Here is a 24706-nt window from a genome sequence, read left to right as displayed (position 1 = left end):
ATGGAACGCCGCTTGGACAACCGCGCCGACATCCGTGACTTCCTCGCCCGCCGCCGCGCCCAGCTCACCCCCGAGCAGGTCGGCCTGCCCACCAGCGGCCGGCGCCGGGTGCCAGGGCTGCGCCGCGAGGAGGTCGCAGTCCTCGCCGGGGTGAGCACCGAGTGGTACACGCGGCTGGAGAAAGGCCACATCAGCGGAGTGTCCGACGATGTCCTCGACGCGGTGGCCCGAACCCTGCAGCTGGACGAGGACGAACGCACCTACCTGTTCGACCTGGCCAAAGCCGCTCATCCCCGCCACACGACCCGAGGCCGCCGCAAGGCCGTCGATGTTCCGCCCCGCGTCCAGTGGCTGCTCGACTCCATGACGCTGTCCGCGGCATTCGTCAGCAACGGCCGCTTGGACATCGTGGCCACCAACGCACTCGCCCGCGCGCTGTTCGCGCCGGTATTCGACAGCAGCACCAGCGACGAACGCGGTCGCCCCAACTTCGCCCGGTACTACTTCCTCGACGACGCTTCCCACGACTTCGCCGATGACTGGGACGGCGCCGCCAACATCACCGTCGCGCTGCTGCGCGCCGAAGCCGGCCGATACCCCAACGACAAGGCCCTGCGCGAGCTCGTCGGCGAACTGTCCACGGTCAGCACCGAATTCCGCACCCGGTGGGCCGCCCACAACGTGCGCATCCACCACGGCGGCGTCAAACGCTTCCACCACCCCGACGCCGGCCTTCTCGAACTCACCTACCAGCCGCTGGACCTGCCCATGTCCGCCCGCGAAGCGCACTCCCTGACCATCTACACCGCCGAGCCGGGCACCCCCCACGAAGACCGGCTCAAGCTCCTCGCCAGCTGGGCGGCCACCCCTGCTACGCACCAGGGTGCACCCGCCACCCAAGCCGACCGCCAGGACAAGAACGCCGACACCCCCGGCCGGTCCCGGTAACGCCGACGCGCCGACCGTCAGGCTTCGGCGCTTGCTCCCTCGCAGGGGCGCAAGCAGACGAAGCCGGCCTACGCGGACGAGATCAACGTGTTCCGCCGTACCCTGCTCTACGCTGGCCCGCCGAATTCATCCCGCTGGTATGACGTCGCAGGCCCGGGGGAGAAGGCCGGTGCTCGCCTCCTGGTCTACCTGCGCCGCAGGGACGGGGCCGGCGCGGGTGAGTTCCGGAAGTTCCTCAAGAAGCGGCTCGTCCCCGCACTCGCCGGCAGCGGAGTGCTGAATGAGCTGCGTACGCAGACGTTCCTGCCCTGGGTCGAAAAGCTCTGGGACACTCCGAACGTCGCCCACGACAACCCCCACGACCAGCGCTTCCACGCCTCCCTCATTCTCGGGTTCACCGACACCGCAGCACGGGACGCCTTCTTCACCGGCAACGTGATCCGGGACCTGTCCGACCAGCTGGCACCGCTGGTCTCCGCGATCCACACCTACGACGTCACCGCCACCCTCACCTACGTCAAGAACGGCGACCTCCTCCCGCACTACGAGGAGTGAGGCGTCGCTTCCGAGGACCGGCCCGGGCTCGCCCTCGCGCGGCTCCAGCCGCACCCGCCCGCGGGTGACGCCGAACGCGTCGTACCCTCCGCCGCGACCGCCGCGACCGCCGCGACCGCCGAGACCGCCGCGACCCGTGCGCCTCCGCGCAGCGCGAGCGTCCGCACAGGGACTACTCCGTGCCGTCCGCCGGCAGGCGCTCCGGCAGCCCGAGCCGCGGGAACTGGTCGTCGTGGAACGTGACGATCTCGGTGATCGCCTCTCCGGTGACGCGCAGGACGTCGATCGTCAGCGGCAGGTACGCGCCCTCCCGCTTCAGCCAGAGGTAGAAGGCAACGGCGGGCTGCCGGTTCACGGAGGTGAGGACGGCGCGCAGGCCCTTCATGCCCTCGAAGCCGCTCTCGACCCAGTCGTTCACCACCGCGTCGCGGCCGACGTGCAGGCCTGGCGTGGGCGGCATCGAGCAGCGGACGTCGTCCCGCAGCAGTGCGGCGAGCCCGTCGACGTCCGTGGCCACGCTGGCGTCGGTATAGCGGCGCACCAGCTCGCGCGTCCCGGCGTCCTCCTCGCCGCCGGTCCAGTCCTGCCGCTCCGCAGGAAGGTGCTCCCGCATGCCCGCGCGGGCCCGCTGCAGCGCGCTGTTCACGGAGTTGACGGAGTCCCCGAGGAGCTTCGCGACGTCCTTCGCCGGCCAGCCGAGCACGTCCCGCAGGATCAGCACGGCCCGCGGGCGCGGCGCGAGGTGCTGGACTGCGACCATGTAGGCCAGCTCGATCGTCTCCCGCGCGACGGCGACGGTCTCCGGCTCGTCCGCGTCACCCGCGGGCAGCTCGTCGAGCAGCCGGTCCGGGTAGGGCTGCAGCCACAACACCTCGCCACCGGTCGCAGGCTCCGGGCGGCACTTGGCGAGCAGGTCCAGGCAGGCGTTGGTGGCGATCCTGTACAGCCAGGCCCGGAACGTCGACCGCCCCTCGAAGGTCTCCCGCCGTCGCCAGGCACGGAGGAACGTCTCCTGCACGGTGTCCTCGGCGTCCTCGAACGACCCGAGCATCCGGTAGCAGTGCACGTGCAGCTCTCGCCGGTGCGGCTCCGCCAGCCCCGAGAACGCCGACTCGTCGACCTCGCCCAGCCCGCTCCAGCCCAGCCCGCTCCCGCCCAGCTCCTCCAGCCGCGTGTCCGCACTCATCACGTCGTCCTTCCGTCTCGTCGTGTCCCGTCGCAGGTATGACGGGTGCGGGCGCGAGAACTCATCACTCGGGTCGTGCGGTCGTCCGGGAGGGGCTGTGGCGCGGCTTGGTCAGGATTTCCAGGTCGTGAGGGTTGGGGGCGGCGACGGCGCGTTCGCCGCGGCAGCGGTTCCGGGCGTGGTCCAGTCGGTGCTTTCCGGAGTAGTACGGCTTCTCATCAAGCGGGATCGGGGCGGGATACGGCAGCAGCGGGGGTCCCGGTAGGGGCATCTTCCCGAAGACGGCTGGAGCTGGCGTGAGAAATCTTCAGCGCGCGGCGCCGGAGCGGACCAGCACTCCGGCCGCGCGAAACGCCGTGGGGAACGGCGAACCCCGGCGCGAGACGACCGCGCCGGGGTTCACCACAGGCTCGGTACCGAGTGGGGAACAGCTGGAGCTTGGCCTTGTTACCGGAAACCGATTTCACACAGATCTTCAGGTTGTTGAACTTGACGGTGCCGCCCGGGCTGGCGCTGCCGCCTCAGGTGCCGCTGGCGTCGGATGGCTCACGTCGCATGAGGTGGGCGGCTGATTCTCCTGCTCACCCTGCGAGACGGTGAGATGAGGGCCCGGTCAGCCCAGTTTGAGAAGGCCGGCTTCGACCACGGCACGGCCGAAGGGGCTCGCGAGTTCGGCGAGACGCTCACAGCCGGCGTCACCCAGGGCGGTGTAGGCGGGAAGGGCGAGGCGGTCGGTGCGGTCCTCGATGTGCCGGCGCAGGAGTTCGCCTTCCGGGCTGAGGGAGTCGCCGTCCAGGAGACCTCGCTCGCGCAGGCGTTCCTGGGTACCGGCCCACTCCTCTTCAGGCCATGCACGGCTCGCCTTGAGGAAGTCGACGGGGACCTCACCGGTCGCGGCGTGCAGAATCAGCGCCTCCAAACCTCCGACACCCTCGCTCAGCAGGCATGCGACATGGCCGTCTCCACGGAACTCGCGGAGCAGGGTCTGGGCGTGCCACAGCCGCAGCACCGGCTCCTCCGGCCACGGCAGTGCGGCATGTGCCGCGAACAGCGGGCGGCCCTGCGCGTGTTCGCAGGCCGCCTCGGCAGCCCGGCGGGTCAGCGCCAGCACCTCGTCCAGGTTCGGCAACTCGTGGATTCCTGCCCGTCGCAGGGCTTCGCCCGCCGCGGCGTACCGTGCGTCCAGCACCTGCTGTGGCGTCGTCGTGTCCCAGGCCCCGTCGACCGCCTGCCGTACGACATCGGGGTTGAAGTTGTAGAAGGTCGAGATGACCAACTCGGCGGTTGCCTGGCCGAATGCGGCGCTCCTGGAAGTGAAGTACCCGGCGCGACCGCTCAGGCCGAGGTCCGCGTACCGTCGCCTTGCCTCGGGAACGAAGTAGATCATGCCGTGGACGGGCTCGAGACGGCGCCAGGCTGGGCGGGCAGTCTGCATCGGGTCACCTCTTCGGAGAGTCGACGAACAGGACAGACGAACAGGACAGACGAACAAGACAGACGAACGCGACATTCGCTACGGGTCAACTACTCGCCGTGCGCTTGCAGGTGTTCGAGCAGCAGGCGGCTCAGTGTTTCGGACGCCTCCTCGGGGATCCAGTGGCTGACGCCCTGGAGGGTCTCGAACCGGTACGGCCCGCTGACCCATTGCTCGGTCTCCTGTGCGGCTGCCGGACCGAACGCGCTGTCCTCGGTGCTCCAGACGTACAGGGTGGGCACATCGATGACCCCGATCGCGCCCTCGGGTCGGCCGGCCCGGTACCAGTTCAGCGCCGCGGTGAGAGCGCCCGGCTGGGACAGGTGCGACACGTAGGCGTCGGCACTGTCCTGCGGGACCTTCCCGGCGTAGAAATCGCGAAGCTCCTGGGCATCGTGGGCGAGCATGCGCTTCTCGGTCGCGGGTGTGTCGCGCCAGTCGATCATGTAGTGGGAGCGCTGGCGCTGGTCCTCGTCGGTGCGCAGGGTGGTGGCCAGAGCGCCGGGGTGCGGGGTCGAGACCACCGTCAGCGTGCGGACGCGGCCGGGGTGGGAGTGCGCGGTCCACCAGGCCACCGCGCCTCCCCAGTCATGGCCGACCAGGTCGAACGCCGCCCAGCCCAGTTCCTCGCTGATCGCGACCACGTCGTCCACGAGAAGACTGATGTGATAGTCCTCGGGTCGCTGGGGGCGGGCGCCGGGGGAGTATCCACGCTGGTCGGGGGCCACCACCCGGTAGCCGTGCGCGGCCAGCGCCTCGATCTGCCGCCGCCACACCAGCCTCGTCTGCGGAAAGCCGTGCAGCAGCAGTACAGGGCGGCCCTCGGGCGGACCTGCCGCGATCGCGTCGAACACGCCCGCACCCGTGGAGATGCTCACCTGAGTCACGACCCCACCCCTTCGTACCGACTGGTCGGTACCTTTCAGGCAAGGGGGCGGACTGTCAAGAGCTGGTCATGGTTGAACCTGACGCCGGATTCAATTATAACCGGCGGAAGGCCGGCCCCCGGCTCCACCCGGACGATCCGGGCCAACAGGAAGCAGTGAGGCGACATGAGGGAAGCAGTCATCGTTTCGACGGCACGCACGCCGATCGGAAAGGCTTACCGCGGCGCGTTCAACGACACTCAGGCGCAGGAACTCGCCGCCCATGCCCTTTCGCACGCGGTGCAGCGGGCCGGGCTCGAGGGAGGTGAGGTCGAGGACGTGATCTTCGGCTGCGCCGTGCAGCAGGGGTCCTCGGGCTTCAACGTCGCTCGTCAGGCCGCTCTTCGCGCCGGACTTCCGGACATCGTGTCGGGGATGACGATCGACCGGCAGTGCTCGTCGGGCCTCATGGCCATCGCGACGGCCGCTAAGCAGATCGTCGCGGACGGCATGCAGGTCGCTGTCGGCGGCGGTGTCGAGTCGATCTCCCTGGTGCAGAACGACCACATGAACACCCACCGCATGGCGGATCCCTGGCTGGCCGAGCACAAGCCGGGCATCTACCTGCCGATGCTGCACACGGCGGAGATCGTCGCCGAACGCTATGGCGTGAGCCGGGAACGCCAGGACGAGTTCGCGCTGGTGTCGCAGCAGCGCACCGCGGCGGCGCAGGAGGCCGGCCGCTTCGACCAGGAGATCGTGGCGCTGGACAGCGTCAAGAAGGTTCTGGACAAGCAGTCAGGGGAGGTGCGGGACGAGGCCGTGACCCTGACCCGCGACGAGGGCAATCGCGCGTCGACGACGCTCGAGGGCTTGGCCGGGTTGGCGCCGGTGCTGTCCGACGGTGAGGTGAGCGCGCGTTCCAGCGTCACGGCGGGCAACTCCTCGCAGTTGTCGGACGGGGCTTCGGCGTCGGTGCTGATGGAGTCGAAGGAGGCCGAACGCCGCGGACTGGAAACGCTGGGCGTCTACCGGGGTATGACCGTTGCCGGTTGTGGGCCGGACGAGATGGGCATCGGTCCGGTGTTCGCCATTCCGAAGCTGCTGAAGCAGCACGACCTCTCCATCGACGACATCGGCCTGTGGGAACTCAACGAGGCGTTCGCCTCCCAGGCGCTGTACTGCCGGGACGAACTGCGTATCGACCCGGAGCGGTTCAACGTCAACGGCGGGGCCATCTCGGTCGGTCATCCGTACGGAATGACCGGCGCCCGGCTGGTGGGGCACGCCCTCATCGAAGGCAAGCGCCGAGGCGCCCGGTACGTGGTGATCTCGATGTGTGTCGGTGGCGGCATGGGCGCAGCCGGACTGTTCGAGGTCGCCTGAGGTGTCGAGCGTGACGGACAAGGCGCGAACCGCGGTCCTCGTGGACTTCGGGGGTGTCATCACCTCCAGTGTGCTGCGGGCTTTCACCGACTTCGGCGCCTCGCTCGGCGTCGATCCGCGCCTGCCGCTGGACCTCCTCCGCCGGGACGAAGCAGCACGCACCCTCCTGGTCGACCACGAGTGCGGCCGTATCGACGCCGAAGCCTTCGAGCGAGGGTTCGCTGAGCGGCTCCGTGCCCACGGCGCCGACGTGGCGGCCGAGGGGCTCACGGCCCGCATGCAGGCGGGAATGTCGATCGACCAGGACATGCTCGCGCTGCTCGGTGACCTCCGGGCCGCCGGCCGTCCCGTCGCGCTCGTGTCCAATTCGTTCGGTACCGGAACCTACGACGGCGTCGAACTCGCCGCTGTCGCGGATGTGGTCGTCATCTCCGCCGAGGTGGGGATCCGCAAGCCCTCCCGGCGGATCTACGCGATCGCGTGTGAACGCCTCGGCATCGACCCCGAGCAGGCGGTCATGATCGACGATCTGCGGCAGAACCTCGACGGAGCGGCACGGATCGGAATCGGGGGCGTACTGCACACCAGCGCCGCCGACACCCGCCGTCAGCTCGCCGAACGCTTCGGGATCACCACCTGACGATCCACCGACGGACGCGGTGAGGCCGGTCATCCGGCCGCACCGTCCGAGGACTTGATGCCGAAGCCGGGCCAAGTCACCACATCGACGAGGGTGCGAACCACACCATCACCTGCTCACATCCCGGAAGGCACCGCCCATGACCAGCGTTTTCGATCCCGTGTGCCGCCACGCGGCCGCCACCCCCGACCACATCGCACTGCGCGGCGCCACGGACCAGTGGACCTACCTGCAACTGCGGGACGCGAGCCTGCGGTACGCGGGCGCCCTGGTCGCCGCGGGACTCTCCCCGGGGGACCGGGTGCTGCTCGCGGCGCCTTCGGTGCCCGAGTTCGTGGTGGCCTACCTCGGGATTCAGGCCGCGGGCTGTGTCGTGGTGCCCGTCAACACGATGTCCACCCGGGCCGAGGTCGAGTACGTTCTCGGCGACGCCGGATGCTCACTGGCGATCGCATGGCACGCCCTGGGCCCCGCTGTCGCGGAGGCGGCAGCGGCACTCTCGGTGCCCTCTTGGACGCTGTCCCCGGGCGCGTCGGTAACCGCTGCCCCGGTCGGCGCAGTCGACCGGGACCGCGACGAGACCGCGGCCATCCTGTACACCTCGGGAACCACCGGACGGCCGAAAGGTGCCCAACTCACCGTCGGGAACCTGCTGTCCGCCGGGGAAATCGGCGCCGAGTGCAGCCGAGCGACGAGCGCCGACCGTACCGGCACCGGCCTCCCGCTGTTCCACGTGTTCGGCCAGGCCTCGGTCATGATGGCGACCTTGACCGTGGGCGGCTCGATGTCGTTGCTGGCCCGATTCGACCCGGCGTCGATGCTGGACATGCTGCGCCGCGACCGGCTCACCATGATGGCCGGTGTGCCGACCATGTGGAACGCGCTCCTGCACGCGGCGGGTGACGCGAGCCCGGCGGACTTCGCCGGGCTCCGCGTCGCCGTCTCCGGCGGCGCGTCGCTTCCCGGGGAGATCGCCCGGGCCTTCGAGGCCCGCTTCGGCTGCACCATCCTCGAAGGGTATGGGCTCACCGAAACCACCGCGTTCGGCACCTTCAACGACCTCGACCGCGGCGGCAAGACCGGGTACACCGGCAGGTCGGTGCCGCGGACGCGGGTTCAGGTGCGTGACGACGACGGCAAGGAGTGCCCGCCGGGGAGTGTCGGCGAGGTCCACATCAAGGGGCCCACGGTGATGCGCGGCTACTGGAAGCGCCCCGCGGACACCGCCGCGACCCTCTCGTCGGACGGCTGGTTCCGGACCGGCGACCTCGGCGAGACCGACGCGGACGGCGACCTTCGCATCGTCGACCGCATCAAGGACCTGATCATCCGTGGCGGTTACAACGTCTACCCCGGTGAGGTCGAGGAAGTTCTCTACGAGCATCCGGACATCGTCGAGGCAGCCGTGATCGGCGTTCCCGACGAGCACTACGGCGAGGAGGTCGCCGCGCTCATCGCCGCCCGGCCCGGTGCGGAGCTCGGCGCCGCCGAGGTGTCGAGCTGGGCACGGGGGCGGCTGTCCGCCTACAAGATCCCGCGCATCGTCCGGTTCGTCGACGCGCTGCCCAAGGGCCCGACCGGGAAGATCCTCAAGGGTCCATCGACCGTACGGCTCTGACCCGCGACAGGGCGCCCGCCGACGTTCCCGCCGCCCGCCGCCACTGAGCCCCGCCTTCCGGGTTTGTGATTGTGGCGTCGGATTCAAGTACAGTTTCCGGGATGGAGACCACTGCGGCCGAGGAGATCGACGGCGAGCAGGCACCGCCCATGGCGCCCCTGACGCACCTTCGTGAGCCCCCCACGACGAAGCGCGGAGCACGGACGCGGGCCGCTCTGGTGAAGGCGGCACGGAAGGTGTTCGAACGGGACGGCTACCTCGACACCCGCCTCACCGACATCACCAAAGAGGCTCAGTGCGCGGCGGGATCCTTCTACACCTACTTCGCCAACAAGGAAGAGGTGCTTGCCGCCGTCCTCCTGGAGGCGCAGGAGGACATGATGCACCCCGGCATGGCCCGGGTGGAGGGTACCGACGATCCCCATGCGGTACTCGAGGCGAGCAATCGCGCGTACCTCGAGGCGTACAAGCGGAACGCGAAGCTGATGGGCCTGCTCGAGCAGGTCGCCCAGGTGGAGCCGGAGTTCCGTGACTTCCGGCGTCGGCGCGCCGACGCGTTCATCCGCCGCAACGCCCGTGGCATCGCCGACCTGCAGGCGCGGGGTGTCGCGGACCGTGAGGTCGATCCGATGATGGCCTCCCGTGCGCTGTCGGGCATGGTCAGCGTCATGGCCTACAACGCCTTCGTGCTCGGCGAACGGCAGGAAGAAGGTGCGCCGGTGGACTTCGAGGAGCTCGTGTCCACGGTGACCCGGCTCTGGGCGAACGCCCTCCGCTTCCCCGACCACCGCTGATCCTCCTGCGTGTAGCCGCTCATCCCTCTGGGGTGGGCGGCTTTCTGCATGTGGTTCCGTGAAGGCAGCTATTGAACTTGACGTCGGATTCAATTATAAAGATCGGACGCATCGCACACCCCGTAACGGAGAGGGTTCGCTGTGGACGTTGCACAAAGAGTCGCCATCGTCACTGGTGGTGGCGCAGGCATCGGCGGCGCGCTGGCCGCACGGCTCGCTCGCGAGGGCGCCCGGGTCGTCGTCGCGGATCTCGACGCGGACAGCGCGCGGGCGGTGTCGGAGGCAGTCAACGCCGACCGCCCGGGAAGCACCGTCAGCGCCGGCGCGGACGTGTCGGACACCGAGCAGATCCAGCGGTTGGTAGACCTGGCGGAAAGCACCTTCGGTCCGGTCGATCTCTACTTCGCGAACGCGGGCATCGCCGGGGCGCCCGGCCTCGACGCGAGCGAGCAGGACTGGGACCGCTCGATCGACGTCAACCTGCGAGCCCACATCCGTGCGGCAAAGCTGCTGGTACCGGGGTGGCTCGAGCGCGGTGAGGGCTACTTCGTCAGCACGGCCTCGGCGGCCGGACTGCTCACCCAGATCGGCTCCGCCACGTACGCCGTCACCAAGCACGCGGCCGTCTCCTTCGCCGAGTGGCTGAGTGTCACTTACGGCGATCGCGGGGTCCGTGTCAGCTGTCTGTGCCCGATGGGCGTGAACACCAAGCTGCTGTTCTCCGGGGAGGATTCAGGGGACACACTGGGAAGAGCCGCGACGCGGGCCGTCACCTCCGCCGGTGACGTCCTGGAGCCGGCCGAAGTCGCCGACGCCGTCCTGGCCGCCGTCGAGGACGAGCGCTTCCTCATCCTGCCGCACGAAGACGTTCTCGACATGTACCGGCAGAAGGGCTCGGACTACGACCGGTGGCTGCGCGGAATGCGCCGGTACCAGAGCTCCCTGCTGGAACAGGCATGACCGGCGCGCCGGGCGAGCTCGTGCTCGCCGAACACCGAGGGCCGGTGCTGGTGCTCACGTTCAACCGGCCCGCCAAGCTGAACGCCTGGACCGACGAACTCGAGGACCGCTACTTCGCGCTGCTCGACGCCGCCGAGGACGACCCGGACGTACGTGCCGTCGTGGTCACCGGCGCGGGACGCGGATTCTGCGCCGGAGCCGACCTGCGACAACTGCAGGCGGTCGGCGAGGTCTCCGAGGCGGACCGGGCACCGCGCCGTCCGCGGGACGTTCCGCGGACCCTGCGCAAACCGCTGATCGGGGCGATCAACGGGGTGGCCGCCGGCCTGGGCATGGTGGAGGCCCTCTACTGCGACGTTCGCTTCGGCTCGCCCCCGGCCCGGTTCACCACGGCATTCGCGCAACGCGGGCTGATCGCCGAGTACGGGATCTCCTGGCTGTTGCCCCGGCTGGTGGGGCAAAGTCGGGCAACGGACCTGTTGCTGTCGAGTCGCATGGTGGATGCCGAGGAGGCCTTCCGTATCGGACTCCTCGACCACCTGGTCCCCACCGGCAGCGTGGTGGATGCCGCTGTCGCCTACGCCGCCGATCTGGCGAGGCACTGCTCCCCGGCATCCATGGCCACCATCAAGAGCCAACTGAGCAACGACGCGGACGGCACCTACGCCGATTCCGTGGCCCGGGCGGAAGGCCTCATGCTCCAGGCCTTCCGCGGGTCCGACGTCGTCGAAGGCGTGGCCAGTCACCTGGACAAGCGCCCGCCCGACTTTCCCTCCCTACCTGTCAGGAGTTCGGATGTCCCTGTTTGAGATGTCGGACCGCGCCAAGAAGTACCAGGCGGATCTGCTCGAGTTCATGGATGAGCACATCTACCCCGCCGAGGCGGTGTACCACGAGCAGATGCGCGCGTCGGGTGACCCGCACTTCCACCCGCCGATCCTCGAGGAGCTCAAGGCGGAGGCACGCAGGCGTGGACTGTGGAACCTGTTCCACCCGCACTCGGAGTGGGGCCCCGGTCTGACGAACCTCGAGTACGCGCCGCTGGCGGAGATCATGGGCCGCAGCCACATCGCCTCTGAGGCGTGCAACTGCAACGCGCCCGACACCGGCAACATGGAGGTGCTCACGCTGTTCGGCAGCGACGAGCACAAGGAGAAGTACCTCAAGCCCCTGCTCGACGGGACGATGGCCTCGGCCTTCGCGATGACCGAGCCGCGTGTGGCCAGCTCCGACGCCACCAACATCGAGCTGCGGATGGAGCGCGACGGCGACGCGTACGTGCTCAACGGCCGCAAGTGGTTCGCCTCGAACGCGATGCACAAGAACTGCAAGGTGCTCATCGTGATGGGCAAGACCGACCCCACGGCGGCCCCGCATCGTCAGCAGTCGATGATGGTCGTCCCGATCGACGCCCCCGGGGTCACCGTTGTCCGCAACCTCCCGGTGTTCGGGTACGCGGATCGCGAGGGCCATGCGGAGATCATCTTCGAGAATGTCAGGGTGCCCGCCAAGGACGTGCTCAAGGGCGAGGGTGAGGGTTTCGCGATCAGCCAGGCCCGGCTCGGGCCCGGTCGTATCCACCACTGCATGCGGGCCATCGGCGCGGCCGAGCGGGCGCTGGAACTGATGTGCCGGCGCGCACAGTCACGGGTGACCTTCGGCAGCCCGGTGGCCGAACGGTCCAACATCCAGGACTGGATCGCGGAGGCGCGCATCGACATCGAGATGATCCGCCTGCTCACGCTCAAGGCCGCATATCTGATGGACACGGTCGGGAACAAGGAAGCGCGCACCGAGATCGCGGCCATCAAGGTGGCCGCCCCCGAGATCGCGTTGAAGATCGTCGACCGTGCGATCCAGGTGCACGGGGGAGCGGGAGTGACCGACGACTTCCCGCTGGCCATGATGTACGCGCACCTGCGGACGTTGCGGCTGGCGGACGGTCCCGACGAGGTTCACAAGCGGGCCATCGCCAGGCAGGAGCTGCGGCAGTACCGCGACGTGGCGACGGCGGCGGTGAGCTGAGATGGCGGGACTCGATCTCACCGGTCGCACCGCCGTCGTCACCGGGGCATCGCGCGGGATCGGCCTGGCGATCGCCCAGGCCATCGCGGAGGCCGGCGGGAACGTCGTCCTCACCTCCCGGTCCCAGGAGGCGGCGGACGCCGCCGCGGCCCAGGTCAAGGGCACAGCGGTCGGCGTCGGTGCACACGCGGTCGACGAGGAGGCGGCCCGGCGCTGTGTGGATCTGACGCTCGAGCGCTTCGGCAGCCTGGACATCCTCGTCAACAACGCGGGGACCAACCCGGCCTTCGGACCAGTCATCGACCAGGACCACGGCCGGTTCGCGAAGACCTTCGACGTGAACCTGTGGGCGCCCGTCCTGTGGACGGGTCTGGCCACGCGGGCCTGGATGGGGGAGCACGGCGGGGCCGTCGTCAACACCGCGTCGGTGGGCGGCATGGCCTCCGAGGCGAACATCGGGTTGTACAACGCGTCGAAGGCCGCACTGATCCATCTCACCAAGCAACTGGCCCTGGAACTCTCGCCGAAGGTCCGCGTCAACGCGGTGGCACCGGGTGTGGTGCGCACCAAGCTGGCCGAGGCTCTGTGGAAGGAGCACGAGCAGACCGTGTCCGCCTCGATGGCGCTGGGCCGCATCGGGGAGCCCGCCGACATCGCCTCCGCCGTCGCCTTCCTCGTCTCGGACGCCGCGAGTTGGATCACCGGCGAGACCATGGTGATCGACGGCGGGCAACTGCTCGGCGACGCGCTCCCGTTCAGGCAAGGAGCCGGCATCGGTGTCTAGCGCGGACATCATCGGAATCGACGCCGGGGCCGTGAGCCGCTGGTTCGCCACCCTCGGCGTCGACTTCGCCGGGCCCTTGGCCTTCGAGCGGATCGGGCTGGGCCAGTCGAATTTGACGTATCTCGTACGGGATCAGGACGGCCGCAGCTGGGTGCTGCGGCGCCCACCGCTGGGTCACCTGCTGGCGTCGGCGCACGACGTGGCCCGCGAGGCGCGGATTCTGGCCGCCCTGGAGAGCACCGCCGTCCCGACCCCGCGGGTGCTCGGGCTGACCGATGATCCCGCCGTGACCGACGTCCCGCTGCTGCTCATGGAGTTCGTGGACGGCGAGGTCGTCGACTCGATGTCGATCGCGCGGTCGCTGACGCCCGAGCGCCGCCGGGCGATCGGACTATCGTTGCCGCGGACGCTGGCGCAGATCCACGCGGTCGATCTCGAAGCGACCGGGCTGACCGGTCTGGCCAGCCACAAGCCGTATGCGCAGCGCCAGCTCAAGCGGTGGTCGGCCCAGTGGGAGCGGTCCAGGACCCGCGAGCTGCCCGCCCTGGAGGACCTCACCCGGCGCCTCGTGGCGGCCGTGCCGGAGCAGCGCGAACTGACGCTCGTGCACGGCGACTTCCATCTGCGCAACGTCATCACCTCCCACGACAGCGGGGAGGTGACGGCGGTGCTCGACTGGGAGCTGTCGACGCTGGGGGATCCGTTGGCGGACATGGGCAGTCTGCTGGCCTACTGGCCGGCCAAGGGCGAGAACACCTTGGGCGACTTCGTCGCGACGGCTCTCGACGGCTTCCCGCACCGCGAGGAACTCGTGGCGGCCTACGCGACGGCGTCGGCACGCGACCTGACGGCGCTGGGTTACTGGCACGCGCTGGGACTGTGGAAGGTCGCGATCATCGCGGAGGGCGTCATGCGCCGCGCGATGGACGATCCGCGGAACAAGGCCGCGTCCGGGACGCCGACCGCGGAGCGCATCGACGCACTGGTGACGAAGGCCCACGAAGTCGCGGACACGGCGGGCATCTGAACCGATCGCCTGTCCGCAGGACTTCGACACTCACACACAGCGGAAAGAGGAGCCGAAGCATGGCCGGCCTGCCAGAGGTCCTGGACCTCGACGAGATCGGGCCGGACCTGTTCCGGTCCGGCCCGATCCCCAGCGAGTGGGCGCGGACGTTCGGTGGCCAGATCGCCGCCCAGTCCCTGATGTCCGCGGCGCGCACCCTCGACCGGTCGGTCGAGGCTCACTCGCTGCACGGGTACTTCCTGCGGCCCGGCCGTCCGCACGAGCCGACCGACCATCTGGTCGAGCGGCTCCGCGACGGCGGCAGCTTCTGCACCCGCCGGGTGACCGCGGTCCAGGAGGGGGAGGCGATCTTCACGGTGACGGCGTCGTTCCATCGTGGGGACGAAGGGTTCTCTCACCAGGTGGCCATGCCGGCGGTGCCGGCGCCTGACGACATCCCGGAGTCCGACCGCATCAACGGCTGGGGCATGCCGCGGCCCGCGGAATGGTGCCACTGGGAGATGCGCTGGGTGCCCGGGGGCGAGACCGGTCACGTCCCGGGGGCACCGGCCCGCCAGCGGGTGTGGATCAGGTACGGACATCCGCTGCCGGACGACGGAGCCGTCCACGCCTGCGCACTGACCTATCTCAGCGACATGGCGCTGCTGGGCTCCGCGCGGCTGCCACATCCCCCCACCGCCGTACAGGGTGCGTCGCTGGACCATTCGCTGTGGTTCCTGCGCCCCTTCCGCGCGGACGAGTGGCTGCTGTACGACCAGGTCTCCCCTTCGGCCGAGCACGGCCGGGCGCTCACCCGCGGAAGGCTGTTCGACACGGCCGGGCGCTTGGTGGCCGCCGTCGCGCAGGAGGGACTCATGCGCTTCGACCGGCCCCGGCCGACGGAGGACGGCGACAGAGAAGCGTCCCTGTCGCCGCCCGCTCCGGCTGTCCCCGACCCGCGTTGACCACCCGTTCGTCACAGGGGCTTGGCGAGGACGGCTTTGCGGTGGCTGAAGGTCTCGATGGAGTAGCGGCCGTGGTAGCTGCCCATGCCGCTTTCCCCGACGCCCCCGAACGGCAGGTCGGAGACGGTGAGATGGGCCAGCGGCAGGCCGAACCCGAGGCCGCCGGAGGAGGTTTCGGCGGCGAGCCGCTCCCGGGTGGTGTCGGAGTCGGTGAACGCGTACAGCGCCAGCGGCTTTTCGCGGTCGTTGATGAAGTCGATGGCCTCGTCGAGCCCGCCCACCTCGACGATGGGGAGGATCGGGCCGAAGATCTCCTCCTGCATGACGGGTGCGTCCTGTGACACCTCGGCCAGGACGGTCGGCGCGATGTACTTCGACTCGCGGTCGTACGCGCCGCCGGTGGCCTGACGGCCGGAGCCCAGGAGAGCGGTCAGCCGGTCGAAGTGGCGTTCGTTGACGATACGGCCGTACTCCGGGGAGGCGGCGGGGTCGGACCCGTACAGCCCCTCGACGGCCTTGGCCAGGGCGGTTTCCAGAGCACGCGCGGTCTCGGGGTCGGTGAGGACGTAGTCGGGCGCGACGCAGGTCTGCCCGGCGTTGAGGAACTTACCGGCCGAGAGGCGGGCGGCGACGGTGTCCAGGTCGGTGTCCCGGTCCACGAACACCGGGGACTTGCCGCCCAGTTCGAGGGTGACGGGCGTGAGATGCCGGGCGGCCGCGGCCATCACGATGCGGCCGACCGTGCCGTTGCCGGTGTAGAGGATGTGGTCGAAGCGCTGCTCGAGCAGGGCGGTGGTCTCCGGGACCCCGCCTTCGACCACGGCGACCGCGTCGGTGTCGAGGTACTGCGGCACGAGGCGGGCGAGGGCGGCGGAGGTGGCCGGGGCCAGTTCGCTGGGCTTGGCGACCACCGCGTTGCCCGCGGCCAGGGCACCGGCCACCGGGGCCAGCAGCAGCTGCGCCGGGTAGTTCCAGGGGGCGATGACCAGTACGACCCCCAGGGGGTCGTACTGCGTCCAGGCACTCGCCTCGCCGATGAACGCCGGGACGGGGGCCGGTTCGGCGCGCAGCCACCCGTCGAGATGCTCCAGGGTGTGGTCGATCTCGCGTATGACGAAGTCGATCTCCGTGCGGTAAGCCTCGGCGGAGCTCTTTCCCAAGTCGGCGTGGAGCGCCGCGGCGAAGGTCTCCCCCTGCTCGGTGAGCAGGGTACGCATCCGGTTCAGCTGCTCGGTGCGCCAGGCCACGGGCTTGGTCTCGCCGGCGCGGAAGGTGGCGCGCAGCCGGGCGACGAGCTCGGCGGGCTGCTCGGGCGCGGGGTTGTTCATGGTTCCCTCACAGGTGCGGTAGGGCGGAAGGGGGCGTCAACGGGGGATCAGCCGCGGTTCAGGGCGTCGATGAGGTTCCGGGCGAGCCGCGCCGAGGAGGCGGGGTTCTGCCCGGTGTGCAGATTGCGGTCCGCCACGACGTGCTCGCTGAACGGGGCCGCGGCCTGGAAGTCGGCCCCCAGTTCCACCAGGCGGTCCTCGAGCAGCCACTTGGCCTTGTCGGCGAAGCCGGCTGCGGTCTCCTCGGTGTTGGTGAAGCCGGTCATGCGGAAACCGGCGAACGGCCAGCTGCCGTCCTCGCGCCGGGCGGCGAGCAGGGCCGCCGGTGCGTGGCACAGCACCGCGAGCGGCTTGCCGGAGTCCAGCGCCGCGGTGAGCAGGCGGCCGGAGCCGTCGTCCACGGCGAGGTCCTCCATGGGGCCGTGGCCACCGGGGTAGAGGACGGCGGCGTACGCGTCGAGGTCGACCTCTTCGAGCCTGACGGGGTGCTCCAGGTCGGCGCGGATGGCAGTCAGGTACGCGGCGATGGCATCGGACTGTTCCTTGCCGCCGGTGGACTCGGCGGCGAGGCTGACGGCGTCGACGGTCGGAGCCACGCCGCCGGGTGTGGCGATGGTGACCTCGAACCCGGCCTCGCGCAGCAGCCGGTGCGGAGTGGCGAGTTCCTCGGCCCAGTAGCCGGTGGGGTGCAGGGTGCCGTCGGCGAGCGTCCAGTGGTCGGCGCCGGTGACGACGAACAGAACTGCGGTCACAGCTGTCTCCTTCAAGGTGCGCGCGGGTCGCGCGGTGGTGGGGGTGTTGTCCGTTGGGGTGCCGGTGATGGGGCGGCGCCAGCGGTGGTTCAGGCGACGGTGATGATGATCTTGCCGCGGGTGTGGCCCTCGCGGCTGAGGCGCTGGGCGTCGGCGGCCTGCTCCAGGGGGAACGCGGCGGCCACGTCCACCCGCAGCTCCCCGCGCTCGGCGAGTTCGGTGAGAGCCTCCAGGTCCCGGGCGTCGGGTCGCACGAAGACGTATCCGCCACCGAGACCGAGCACGGCGCCGTCCACAGCCGAGGCCAGGCGGCCGCCCTCGGCAAGCAGCCCCGGCGAGACCTTCAGGGCGTCCCCGCCGACGAGGTCGAGGACGGCATCCACGCCCTGCGGCACGAGGGCGTGGACACGGTCGGAGAGGCCCTCGCCGTAGGCGACCGGCTCAGCTCCCAGTCCTCGCAGGTAGGCGTGGTTGTACTCGCTGGCGGTGCCGATGACCCGGGCGCCGAGCGACCTGGCGATCTGTACGGCAAGGGAGCCGACGCCACCCGCCGCGGCGTGCACCAGCACGGTCTCGCCGGCCCGCACCCGCAGGGAGCGTGTCAGCGCCTGGTATGCGGTGAGGCCCGCCAGCGGAAGACCGGCAGCCTCCTCGAAGGAGAGGCCGGCGGGCTTGCGGGCGAGCGTACGGACCGGGGCGGCGACGTACTCGGCGAAGGTCCCGCGGGAGACGAAGTCCTCACGGACGTAGCCGATCACCTCGTCGCCCGGAGCGAACTCGGTGACTCCGACGCCGGTCTCCTCGACGACGCCCGCCACGTCCCAGCCCGGGATGACGGGGAAGACGGCGTCCATGACGGTGTCCAGGTACCCCGCCTGGATCTTCCAGTCGACCGGGTTGACGGCGGCGGCCTTCACGCGGACCAGCACGGTGTCCACGCCGACCTTCGGGTTCGGTACATCGCCGTACTCCAGGACCTCAGGGCCGCCGTAGGCGCGGTAAGTGATGGCCTTCATGATGGTGACTCCTTGTGTACAGGAACCCGACCGGGGCTGGCCGAGGTTTAGATGCTTGATGCAGCCAAGCAATAAAGGAGACGGTAAACCTCAAAGGTTGAGAACGTCAAACATTGAGCTTCGCCTACACTTGAGGCATGGCCCACACCACCGCCCCGCCCGCCGCACGCTCCGCCGCGCAGGGCAGCGCCCCTGACCACGACGCGCTCATGGAGCGCCTGGCACGTGCCGCTGCCGGTTACTACCGGGACCTGACAGCGGCGGCCGCACTGCACGGGCTCACCATGACGCAGGCCAAGATGCTCATCCTGCTTCGGCAGCCGCTGCCCATGCGCGCCCTCGCGGGGCGGCTGGCCTGCGACGCCTCCAACATCACCGGACTCGTCGACCGGCTGGAGGCGCGCGGACTGGTCTCCAGGCACGCCGACGCGGCCGACCGGCGGATCAAGAACGTGGTCGCCACGGAAGAGGGACGGGAGGCAGTCCGTCTCATCCGCGCCGACATGCGGGGCACCTCGGAAGCATTTGCGCGTCTGGACGAGGAGGGGCGCCGCGGTCTCTACGAGCTACTGGGGCGCCTGCACCCCGAGGACACGCAGGAGACCACCTGATCGAGGCCGCAGCGCCGACCGCCGCGTCGGACGACGCAGGCGCCGGGCGTCTCAGCCGGGCGGTGCCGACAGGTGGATCAGGATGCCGCACACCTCGTCCACGATCTCCTGGGCCTCCGTCTCGTCCCCGCAGTCGCCCAGCTCGCGTGCCGCCCCGCCGATCACCGTGGTGAGCACTCTCACCCGAACCCGGCCGGCGCGTCGCTTCTCGTCCACCTCGAGGAGCCGGGCGTTGCGGCGTACCCACGCGCGGTCCCACTGGCGGCGCAGCGCGTCGAAGCCCGTGGGGCCGTCATCCTCCACGAGGAGCCTGCCGAACCGCCGGTTGGCCCAGGCGCCCTCCAGGTACGCCCTGGCCCCCGCCACGAAAAGGGCGATGGGGTCGTCCACGCCACGGCCTCGCTCGGCGGTCAGCGTGGCTGCGGTCCGGCGCTCCTGTTCCTCCCGGAACTCCTCCCAGAGAGCGAGGTAAAGCCCTCGCTTTCCGCCGTAGTGCTGGAAGAGGCTGCCCACCGGGATGCCGGAGCGCGCCGCGATCTCGGCGAGGCCGGCGTCGGCGTAACCGCGCTCGGTGAACACCTCCAGCGCGGCGTCCAGAAGCGCACTCCGGACCGTTCGGTTCTGCCCGGCGGGTGCCTCCTCGGTCCCTGCGGACTCCACGATGCCGCTCACTGGTGATCCCCACCTTCCCCGGCCCCGTCGCGGATGGCGAGGGCGACCAGTAGTTCCAGGAGGTCGGCGATCCGGCGCGGATTGCGCCCCGTGCGTTCCTCGATCCGGCGCAACCGGTAGTGCGCCGTGTTGTGGTGTATCCGCAGCCGGTCGGCGGCCAGCCGCAGGTTGAGGTCGGCCTCCGCGAAGGCCCGTACGGTGGCCGCCAGCGTGTCGCCGCGTCTGCGGTCCTCCACCAGCAGCGCACGCACGCGGGGATCGACCAGTTGGCGGGCGAGGTCGTCGGCGCGCAGCGCCAGGTAGTCGAAGGGGGACAGGCGCGGCAGTGCCGCCACCCCGCCCCCGCTCGGCACGAGGTCGAGGGCGGCCCGTGCCTCTTCGTAGGCGCGCGGCAGTTCGCCGGCGCCCTCGGAGACCGTGCTGATGCCCATGGAGAGCATGGTTCCCTCGCGCGCGAGCCGCCGCTGCACCGCCTCGAAGTGGGTGCAGATGTCCTCCTCGTCCATGCCGGTGCGGACCACCGGCACGGCCACCACCTCGCCGTGGCGCACGACGACCAGGGTCCGGCCGGCCCAGGGCCCGGCGATGCCGATGGACGCGCTGGTCGCGTAGCCGTGCTCGGCCGAGGTGAGGTCGCCGGTGCGGGTGTCGCCGACGCACACCGCCACGACCGCCATCATCGGCGAGTGCGGCCCGATGCCGTACGCCTGCGCCGCGGCGAGCAACGGTCCGCGTGTCGGTGACGCGCCGGCCAGGAGCTGGTCCAGGAGGTCCCGGCGCTCCCGGTCCGCGTCGGCGACCACGTGCTGCTGGTACTCGACATAGGCCTGCGCGGCATGGGTGCTGGCGAAGTCGACGTACCGCATCAGCGGTGTGACGAGGGACAGCGCGGCCTGCTGCGCCTCGGCGGACGTGCCCGCACAGTCCAGCAGCACGTCCCACAACACTTGCCGCCCGACCCGGAAGGCACTGATCCAGTCCTCCAGGGCGAACCCCGCGCGTGCTCTGCGCATGGCCGCCGCGCGGCTGAAGACCAGGTCTTCGGGGGCGATGTCCCGGCCGCCGGCCAGCGCCGCCAGCTGCATCCGGTAATGCGTGAGGACCTGGTCCCGTACGTCGTCGAAGAACCGCTCGTCCTGCAGCGCGTACGACGGGATCTCCGTGCGCATGACCGCGACAGCGCTCTTCGCCACGTCCTCGAGCCGGTCCTGCACGGCGTGCAGGATCCGGTGCCGCTCCCGGCTGAGCGGGTCGGAGAGTGCGGGGGTGCCCAGGGCGGGTCCGCGAGACATGGCGCCGATCGTCGCTGCCCTCCTCGTGTCCCGTCAACAGGCTCGGAGGGCGACATACCGGGGGAGCTGGGCGCGGCGCACAAGTCGGTGGCCTCGAACTTGGGTGCTCGCGCCCAATGTGCGCTCGGAAGGCCCCCACCTACTGTGACGCTCGCCCACCCCCCAGCACCTCGGAAGGGGCGTCACTCATGCTCGCGGTCGACGGTATCAGCGTGCGCTTCGGCGGGATCACGGCACTGGACGGTGTCGCGTTCACCGTCGAGCCGGGCACCGCCGTGGGGCTCATCGGACCGAACGGAGCCGGCAAGACCACCTTGTTCAACTGCCTCACCAGGCGTTGCACCCCCGATGCGGGGACGGTGCGGTTCGAGGACGAGGACCTGCTCGCCCTCCCGCCGCACTCCGTGGCCGGGCGCGGCATCGCCCGCACCTTCCAGAACCTGGGTCTGTTCCCGCTGCTCACGGTCCGGGAGAACGTCATGGTCGGCGCCCACAGCCGGGGGCACACAGGACACCTCGCCGCGGCGCTCCGGCTGCCCCGCGTCCGGCGGGAGGAGAGGGAACTACGTGACCAGGCGGACGACTTGCTACGGCGTCTCGGCTTGGCGGAGGTCGCAGACCACCCCGCCTCCGGGCTGCCGTTCGGCACGCTCAAACGCGTCGAACTCGCCCGGGCGCTCGCGGTACGCCCCCGGCTGCTGTTGCTCGACGAACCCGTCAACGGGCTCAGCCACGGCGAGGTCGGCCAATTCGCGGATCTGGTCCGGTCGGTGCGTCAGGAGTTCGACCTCACGCTCGTGGTGGTCGAACACCACATGGGCTTCGTGATGGGCCTGTGCGACAAGGTGGTCTGCCTCGACTTCGGACGCAAGATCGCCGAGGGCTCGCCGGAGGAGATCCAGCGCGACCCGGCGGTCATCGAGGCGTATCTGGGGGTGGCGGCATGACCGAACCCACCACCGACAGCACCGAGGCCGGGCAGGCGAACGCGGAGCCGGACTTCCTGAAGGTCACCGGGCTGCATGCCGGATACGGCCAGGCCCGCGTGCTCCAGGGGCTCGACTTCGCCGTCGCACGCGGCGAGGTGTGCGCGATCCTCGGGCCCAACGGCGCGGGCAAGACGACAACACTGCGGGCCCTGTGCGGCATGGTCCGCGGACGCGGCTCGGTGACGTTGAACGGCACGGAGTTGCTGGGCCGCTCGCCCGAGCAGACCGCCCGTCTCGGCGTGGCGCACGTACCCGAGGGCCGCGGCACCTTCAACGACCTGACCGTCGAGGAGAACCTGCGCATCGGCGCCCACGTGCGCACCGGGCGGTGGCGGCGGGGCAGCGCCGAACGGGCGGCCGTGGCGGCCGACCTGGAACGGATCTACGGCTACTTCCCCAAGCTGCGCCAACGGTCCCGCCAGGCCGCCGGCAGCCTCAGCGGCGGCGAACAGCAGATGCTCGCCATCGGCAGGGCGCTGATGCTGCGGCCCGCCCTGCTGCTCCTGGACGAGCCGTCGCTGGGACTCGCGCCGCTGGTCACGCGGGAGCTGTTCGAGATCGTCCGTGCCGTCAACGAGGAGGAACGCACCACCGTGGTCGTCGTAGAGCAGAACGCCCAGCTCGCACTCGATCTCGCGCACCGGGCGCACGTACTGGAGGCCGGCCGCCTGGTGCTGTCCGGGCCGTCCCGGGAGATCCGCGAGGACGGGCAGGTCGCCGAGGTGTACCTCGGTGTCTCCGTCCGCTCCGGAAAGGACGGGGGAGCGCCGTGACCGAACTGCTCCAGCAAGTGGTGGAAGGGGTCGGCTCCGGCGCGGTCTATGCCAGCCTGGCGCTGGCCCTGGTGCTGATCCACCGGTTCACCGGGATCGTGAACTTCGCGCAGGGTGAGCTCGCCATGATCTCCACGTACGTGGCGTGGCAGCTCGTGGCGTCCGGGATGTCCTTCTGGCTCGCGCTGCCGGTCACCCTGGCGGTGTCCTTCGCCGGCGGCATGCTCGTCGAGCGGATCGTCATCCGTCCCGTGCGGAACGCGCCCGAGCTGACGATGGTCATCGTCACCGTGGGCCTGTTCATCTTCGTCAACGCGATGGCAGGTCTGATCTGGTCGTTCACCGTGAAGGACTTCCCGCAGCCGTTCCCCGGCGGCGGGATCGACCTGGCCGGGGTACGCGTGGACTGGTCGACCCTGGGGATCATCGCGGTCGTCGCCACCGTGATGGGCCTGCTGTACCTGCTGTTCCAGCACACCTCCAGCGGCTTGGTGATGCGTGCGGTCGCCTGCAACCCCGCCTCCGCCCGGCTGTCGGGCATCAGGGTGGGCCGCGTGCTGATGCTCGGCTGGGGGCTGGCCGCGACGGTCGGCGCCGTGTCGGGCGTGCTCGTCGCCCCGCTGCTCTTCCTCGAGCCCAACATGATGGGCGGAGTGCTGATCTACGCGTTCGCCGCGGCCACCCTCGGAGGCTTCGACAGCCCGGTCGGCGCGGTCGTCGGCGGCCTGTGCGTGGGCGTCGCCGAGACGCTGGCCGGGGCCTACGTGGACGTGGTCGGAGCCGATCTGAAGGTGGGCGTACCCCTGGTGATCATCCTGGCGGTGCTGCTGGTGCGGCCCCAGGGCCTGTTCGGACGGGCGGCGGTGGAGCGCGCATGAGCACGATCGTCGCAACACTCGGCACCGACCGCGCCCGGCGTCTGAGGGCCGCGCTCACCGCGCTGCTCGTGGCGGCCGTCGCCGTGTGCGCACCGTTCTACTTCGCCCCCTTCCAGGTCTTCCAGCTGACCATGGTGCTGCTGTACGCCGTGGCGCTGGCCGGACTGAACCTGCTGGTCGGATTCGGCGGGCAGATCTCTCTCGGGCACGGCGCGTTCTTCGCGGCGGGGGCCTACACGGCGGCGGTCATGCTCGACCGGTACGACACCGGCCACCTGGCCACGCTGCCCGTCGCGGCCGCCGGATGCTTCCTGCTGGGCCTCGGCTTCGGGGTGCCCGCCCTGCGGCTGCGGGGGCTGTACCTGGCCCTGGTCACGCTCGCCTTCGCGGTGTTCCTGCCGCCGCTGCTCAAACGGCTCGAGCCGGTGACGGGCGGTTCCATGGGCCTGACCGTCGACAAGCCGCAACCGCCCGCGTGGAGCGGGCTGGCCGAGGACCAGTGGACGTACTACGTCGTCCTCGCCGTCACCGCGGTGGCCCTGCTGCTCGCCCGCAACCTGCTGCGGTCCCGCATCGGCCGGGCGCTGCTCGCCGTGCGGGACAACGAGAGCGCCGCGGAGGTCATGGGCGTACGGCTGTCCCTGCACAAGACGCTCGCCTTCGCGTGGAGCGCGCTGTTCGCGGGCGTCTCCGGGTGCGTCTACACCTGGGTGATCGGCTTCGTCTCACCCGACTCGTTCAGCTTCGTCCTGTCCATCACGCTGCTGGCCGGCCTGGTGGTCGGAGGGCTCGCCTCGCTGTACGGACCGCTGCTGGGGGCGGCCTTCGTGATGTACGTGCCGAGCGTGGCCCAGGACATCAGCGAGGCGGCACCCGGTGTGGTGTTCGGCCTGCTGATCATCGCGGTGATGTTCGTGGCGCCGACGGGACTGGCCGGACTGGCTGGCCGTGTCCGGGGCACCGCCACCCGTCGACTCACCCGCACCACCACCCCCGCCGCCGACGACGACCGGACGTCCGACCCCGAACCCTCCGCCGACGACGACCGGACGTCCGACCCCGAACCCTCCGCCGACGACGACCGGACGTCCGACCCCGAACCCTCCGCGCCCCCCACCCCGGCGGATCCCGCCCCTGCCGATGCCGAACCCGTGGGCGCACCGCCCCGCACGGAAAAGGAATGAATCA

The 24706-nt window shown here is 70.4% G+C and carries 25 protein-coding genes; 17 read left to right on the top strand and 8 right to left on the bottom strand.

Going from position 1 to position 24706, the window contains the following annotated elements; translation table 11 throughout:
* Together OG542_RS03645 and OG542_RS03640 are read left to right on the top strand one after the other, a co-directional pair.
* Positions 1 to 948: a helix-turn-helix transcriptional regulator gene (locus tag OG542_RS03645; protein WP_328408129.1), complete on the top strand. Its 948-nt coding sequence runs from the start codon at positions 1 to 3 to the stop codon at positions 946 to 948.
* An 87-nt stretch (positions 949 to 1035) separates the two neighbouring features.
* A complete protein-coding gene (locus tag OG542_RS03640; protein ID WP_328408127.1) occupies positions 1036 to 1503 on the top strand; it encodes a hypothetical protein in 468 nt (155 codons plus the stop codon).
* 172 nt (positions 1504 to 1675) lie between these two features.
* Here the strand turns inward: OG542_RS03640 and OG542_RS03635 are convergent, their stop codons facing one another.
* The 3 genes from OG542_RS03635 to OG542_RS03625 all read right to left on the bottom strand — a co-directional run bounded on the left by OG542_RS03635 (position 1676) and on the right by OG542_RS03625 (position 5050).
* The gene (locus OG542_RS03635; RefSeq protein ID WP_328408125.1) at positions 1676 to 2689 is read right to left on the bottom strand and encodes an RNA polymerase subunit sigma-70; all 1014 of its coding nucleotides are present in this window, start codon (positions 2687 to 2689) and stop codon (positions 1676 to 1678) included.
* A 613-nt stretch (positions 2690 to 3302) separates the two neighbouring features.
* Positions 3303 to 4124 carry an SCO6745 family protein gene (locus OG542_RS03630; protein WP_328408123.1) on the bottom strand — a complete coding sequence of 274 codons (822 nt, stop codon included), beginning with the start codon at positions 4122 to 4124 and terminating at the stop codon, positions 3303 to 3305.
* A gap of 89 nt (positions 4125 to 4213) precedes the next feature.
* Positions 4214 to 5050 (bottom strand): alpha/beta fold hydrolase, encoded by an 837-nt coding sequence (locus OG542_RS03625; protein WP_328408121.1) that lies wholly within the window; start codon positions 5048 to 5050, stop codon positions 4214 to 4216.
* A 165-nt stretch (positions 5051 to 5215) separates the two neighbouring features.
* On the opposite strand from OG542_RS03625, the gene OG542_RS03620 reads away from it, so the two are divergent.
* From OG542_RS03620 to OG542_RS03575, 10 genes are all read left to right on the top strand, one after another.
* Positions 5216 to 6415, top strand: a complete 1200-nt coding sequence (locus tag OG542_RS03620) for an acetyl-CoA C-acyltransferase (protein WP_328408119.1) — start codon at positions 5216 to 5218, stop codon at positions 6413 to 6415.
* A gap of 10 nt (positions 6416 to 6425) precedes the next feature.
* Positions 6426 to 7055 (top strand): HAD family hydrolase, encoded by a 630-nt coding sequence (locus tag OG542_RS03615; protein ID WP_328408117.1) that lies wholly within the window; start codon positions 6426 to 6428, stop codon positions 7053 to 7055.
* A gap of 139 nt (positions 7056 to 7194) precedes the next feature.
* A complete protein-coding gene (locus OG542_RS03610) occupies positions 7195 to 8673 on the top strand; it encodes a class I adenylate-forming enzyme family protein (RefSeq protein ID WP_328408115.1) in 1479 nt (492 codons plus the stop codon).
* A 101-nt stretch (positions 8674 to 8774) separates the two neighbouring features.
* On the top strand, positions 8775 to 9467 hold the full coding sequence (locus OG542_RS03605; RefSeq protein WP_328408113.1) for a TetR/AcrR family transcriptional regulator: 693 nt from the start codon (positions 8775 to 8777) through the stop codon (positions 9465 to 9467).
* A gap of 141 nt (positions 9468 to 9608) precedes the next feature.
* Positions 9609 to 10427 (top strand): SDR family oxidoreductase, encoded by an 819-nt coding sequence (locus OG542_RS03600; RefSeq protein WP_311129147.1) that lies wholly within the window; start codon positions 9609 to 9611, stop codon positions 10425 to 10427.
* On the top strand, positions 10424 to 11236 hold the full coding sequence (locus tag OG542_RS03595; RefSeq protein WP_328408110.1) for an enoyl-CoA hydratase-related protein: 813 nt from the start codon (positions 10424 to 10426) through the stop codon (positions 11234 to 11236). The genes OG542_RS03600 and OG542_RS03595 overlap by 4 nt, the downstream gene beginning before the upstream one ends.
* A complete protein-coding gene (locus OG542_RS03590; protein ID WP_328408108.1) occupies positions 11223 to 12452 on the top strand; it encodes an acyl-CoA dehydrogenase family protein in 1230 nt (409 codons plus the stop codon). The genes OG542_RS03595 and OG542_RS03590 overlap by 14 nt, the downstream gene beginning before the upstream one ends.
* A 1-nt stretch (position 12453) precedes the next feature.
* On the top strand, positions 12454 to 13236 hold the full coding sequence (locus OG542_RS03585; RefSeq protein WP_328408106.1) for an SDR family oxidoreductase: 783 nt from the start codon (positions 12454 to 12456) through the stop codon (positions 13234 to 13236).
* On the top strand, positions 13229 to 14263 hold the full coding sequence (locus OG542_RS03580; protein ID WP_328408103.1) for a phosphotransferase family protein: 1035 nt from the start codon (positions 13229 to 13231) through the stop codon (positions 14261 to 14263). Before OG542_RS03585 ends, OG542_RS03580 begins: the two co-directional genes overlap by 8 nt.
* 59 nt (positions 14264 to 14322) lie before the next feature.
* On the top strand, positions 14323 to 15207 hold the full coding sequence (locus OG542_RS03575; RefSeq protein ID WP_328408101.1) for an acyl-CoA thioesterase: 885 nt from the start codon (positions 14323 to 14325) through the stop codon (positions 15205 to 15207).
* 11 nt (positions 15208 to 15218) lie between these two features.
* Here OG542_RS03575 and OG542_RS03570 read toward each other — a convergent pair whose 3' ends face one another.
* The 3 genes from OG542_RS03570 to OG542_RS03560 form a co-directional block, all read right to left on the bottom strand.
* The gene (locus OG542_RS03570) at positions 15219 to 16535 is read right to left on the bottom strand and encodes an aldehyde dehydrogenase family protein (protein ID WP_328408099.1); all 1317 of its coding nucleotides are present in this window, start codon (positions 16533 to 16535) and stop codon (positions 15219 to 15221) included.
* Positions 16536 to 16582: 47 nt separating this feature from the next.
* A complete protein-coding gene (locus OG542_RS03565) occupies positions 16583 to 17287 on the bottom strand; it encodes a type 1 glutamine amidotransferase domain-containing protein (protein ID WP_328408097.1) in 705 nt (234 codons plus the stop codon).
* 89 nt (positions 17288 to 17376) lie between these two features.
* Positions 17377 to 18303 carry an NADP-dependent oxidoreductase gene (locus tag OG542_RS03560; RefSeq protein WP_328408095.1) on the bottom strand — a complete coding sequence of 309 codons (927 nt, stop codon included), beginning with the start codon at positions 18301 to 18303 and terminating at the stop codon, positions 17377 to 17379.
* A 137-nt stretch (positions 18304 to 18440) separates the two neighbouring features.
* On the opposite strand from OG542_RS03560, the gene OG542_RS03555 reads away from it, so the two are divergent.
* Positions 18441 to 18914: a MarR family winged helix-turn-helix transcriptional regulator gene (locus OG542_RS03555; protein ID WP_328408093.1), complete on the top strand. Its 474-nt coding sequence runs from the start codon at positions 18441 to 18443 to the stop codon at positions 18912 to 18914.
* Between the two features lie 51 nt (positions 18915 to 18965).
* Here the strand turns inward: OG542_RS03555 and OG542_RS03550 are convergent, their stop codons facing one another.
* Together OG542_RS03550 and OG542_RS03545 are read right to left on the bottom strand one after the other, a co-directional pair.
* The gene (locus tag OG542_RS03550; RefSeq protein ID WP_328408091.1) at positions 18966 to 19586 is read right to left on the bottom strand and encodes a TetR/AcrR family transcriptional regulator; all 621 of its coding nucleotides are present in this window, start codon (positions 19584 to 19586) and stop codon (positions 18966 to 18968) included.
* Entirely contained in the window at positions 19583 to 20878 is a 1296-nt protein-coding gene (locus tag OG542_RS03545; RefSeq protein WP_328408088.1) for a PucR family transcriptional regulator, read from the bottom strand. The genes OG542_RS03550 and OG542_RS03545 overlap by 4 nt, the downstream gene beginning before the upstream one ends.
* A gap of 188 nt (positions 20879 to 21066) precedes the next feature.
* On the opposite strand from OG542_RS03545, the gene OG542_RS03540 reads away from it, so the two are divergent.
* The 4 genes from OG542_RS03540 to OG542_RS03525 are packed head-to-tail and all read left to right on the top strand — an operon-like array spanning position 21067 to position 24702.
* Positions 21067 to 21825: an ABC transporter ATP-binding protein gene (locus OG542_RS03540; RefSeq protein WP_328408086.1), complete on the top strand. Its 759-nt coding sequence runs from the start codon at positions 21067 to 21069 to the stop codon at positions 21823 to 21825.
* Complete coding sequence (locus OG542_RS03535; protein WP_328408084.1) at positions 21822 to 22640, top strand: ABC transporter ATP-binding protein; 819 nt, start codon at positions 21822 to 21824, stop codon at positions 22638 to 22640. The genes OG542_RS03540 and OG542_RS03535 overlap by 4 nt, the downstream gene beginning before the upstream one ends.
* Complete coding sequence (locus OG542_RS03530; protein ID WP_328408082.1) at positions 22637 to 23518, top strand: branched-chain amino acid ABC transporter permease; 882 nt, start codon at positions 22637 to 22639, stop codon at positions 23516 to 23518. The genes OG542_RS03535 and OG542_RS03530 overlap by 4 nt, the downstream gene beginning before the upstream one ends.
* Complete coding sequence (locus tag OG542_RS03525) at positions 23515 to 24702, top strand: branched-chain amino acid ABC transporter permease (protein ID WP_328408080.1); 1188 nt, start codon at positions 23515 to 23517, stop codon at positions 24700 to 24702. Before OG542_RS03530 ends, OG542_RS03525 begins: the two co-directional genes overlap by 4 nt.
* Positions 24703 to 24706: the final 4 nt, after the last annotated feature.

Origin of the sequence: Streptomyces violaceus (assembly GCF_036014075.1) — a bacterium.
In the GTDB taxonomy this organism is placed as follows: Bacteria; Actinomycetota; Actinomycetes; order Streptomycetales; family Streptomycetaceae; genus Streptomyces; species Streptomyces violaceus.
This window is presented reverse-complemented; position numbering and strand designations above follow the sequence as displayed.

Excerpts from the sequence above, each read along its gene's own strand:
- OG542_RS03610 (WP_328408115.1), top strand. The coding sequence starts at position 7,195 with ATGACCAGCGTTTTCGATCCCGTGTGCCGCCACGCGGCCGCCACCCCC.
- OG542_RS03620 (WP_328408119.1), top strand. The coding sequence starts at position 5,216 with ATGAGGGAAGCAGTCATCGTTTCGACGGCACGCACGCCGATCGGAAAG.
- OG542_RS03645 (WP_328408129.1), top strand. The coding sequence starts at position 1 with ATGGAACGCCGCTTGGACAACCGCGCCGACATCCGTGACTTCCTCGCC.
- OG542_RS03605 (WP_328408113.1), top strand. The coding sequence starts at position 8,775 with ATGGAGACCACTGCGGCCGAGGAGATCGACGGCGAGCAGGCACCGCCC.
- OG542_RS03635 (WP_328408125.1), bottom strand. The coding sequence starts at position 2,689 with ATGAGTGCGGACACGCGGCTGGAGGAGCTGGGCGGGAGCGGGCTGGGC.
- OG542_RS03595 (WP_328408110.1), top strand. The coding sequence starts at position 10,424 with ATGACCGGCGCGCCGGGCGAGCTCGTGCTCGCCGAACACCGAGGGCCG.
- OG542_RS03630 (WP_328408123.1), bottom strand. The coding sequence starts at position 4,124 with ATGCAGACTGCCCGCCCAGCCTGGCGCCGTCTCGAGCCCGTCCACGGC.
- OG542_RS03575 (WP_328408101.1), top strand. The coding sequence starts at position 14,323 with ATGGCCGGCCTGCCAGAGGTCCTGGACCTCGACGAGATCGGGCCGGAC.
- OG542_RS03525 (WP_328408080.1), top strand. The coding sequence starts at position 23,515 with ATGAGCACGATCGTCGCAACACTCGGCACCGACCGCGCCCGGCGTCTG.
- OG542_RS03535 (WP_328408084.1), top strand. The coding sequence starts at position 21,822 with ATGACCGAACCCACCACCGACAGCACCGAGGCCGGGCAGGCGAACGCG.
- OG542_RS03540 (WP_328408086.1), top strand. The coding sequence starts at position 21,067 with ATGCTCGCGGTCGACGGTATCAGCGTGCGCTTCGGCGGGATCACGGCA.
- OG542_RS03590 (WP_328408108.1), top strand. The coding sequence starts at position 11,223 with ATGTCCCTGTTTGAGATGTCGGACCGCGCCAAGAAGTACCAGGCGGAT.
- OG542_RS03545 (WP_328408088.1), bottom strand. The coding sequence starts at position 20,878 with ATGTCTCGCGGACCCGCCCTGGGCACCCCCGCACTCTCCGACCCGCTC.
- OG542_RS03570 (WP_328408099.1), bottom strand. The coding sequence starts at position 16,535 with ATGAACAACCCCGCGCCCGAGCAGCCCGCCGAGCTCGTCGCCCGGCTG.
- OG542_RS03585 (WP_328408106.1), top strand. The coding sequence starts at position 12,454 with ATGGCGGGACTCGATCTCACCGGTCGCACCGCCGTCGTCACCGGGGCA.
- OG542_RS03555 (WP_328408093.1), top strand. The coding sequence starts at position 18,441 with ATGGCCCACACCACCGCCCCGCCCGCCGCACGCTCCGCCGCGCAGGGC.
- OG542_RS03560 (WP_328408095.1), bottom strand. The coding sequence starts at position 18,303 with ATGAAGGCCATCACTTACCGCGCCTACGGCGGCCCTGAGGTCCTGGAG.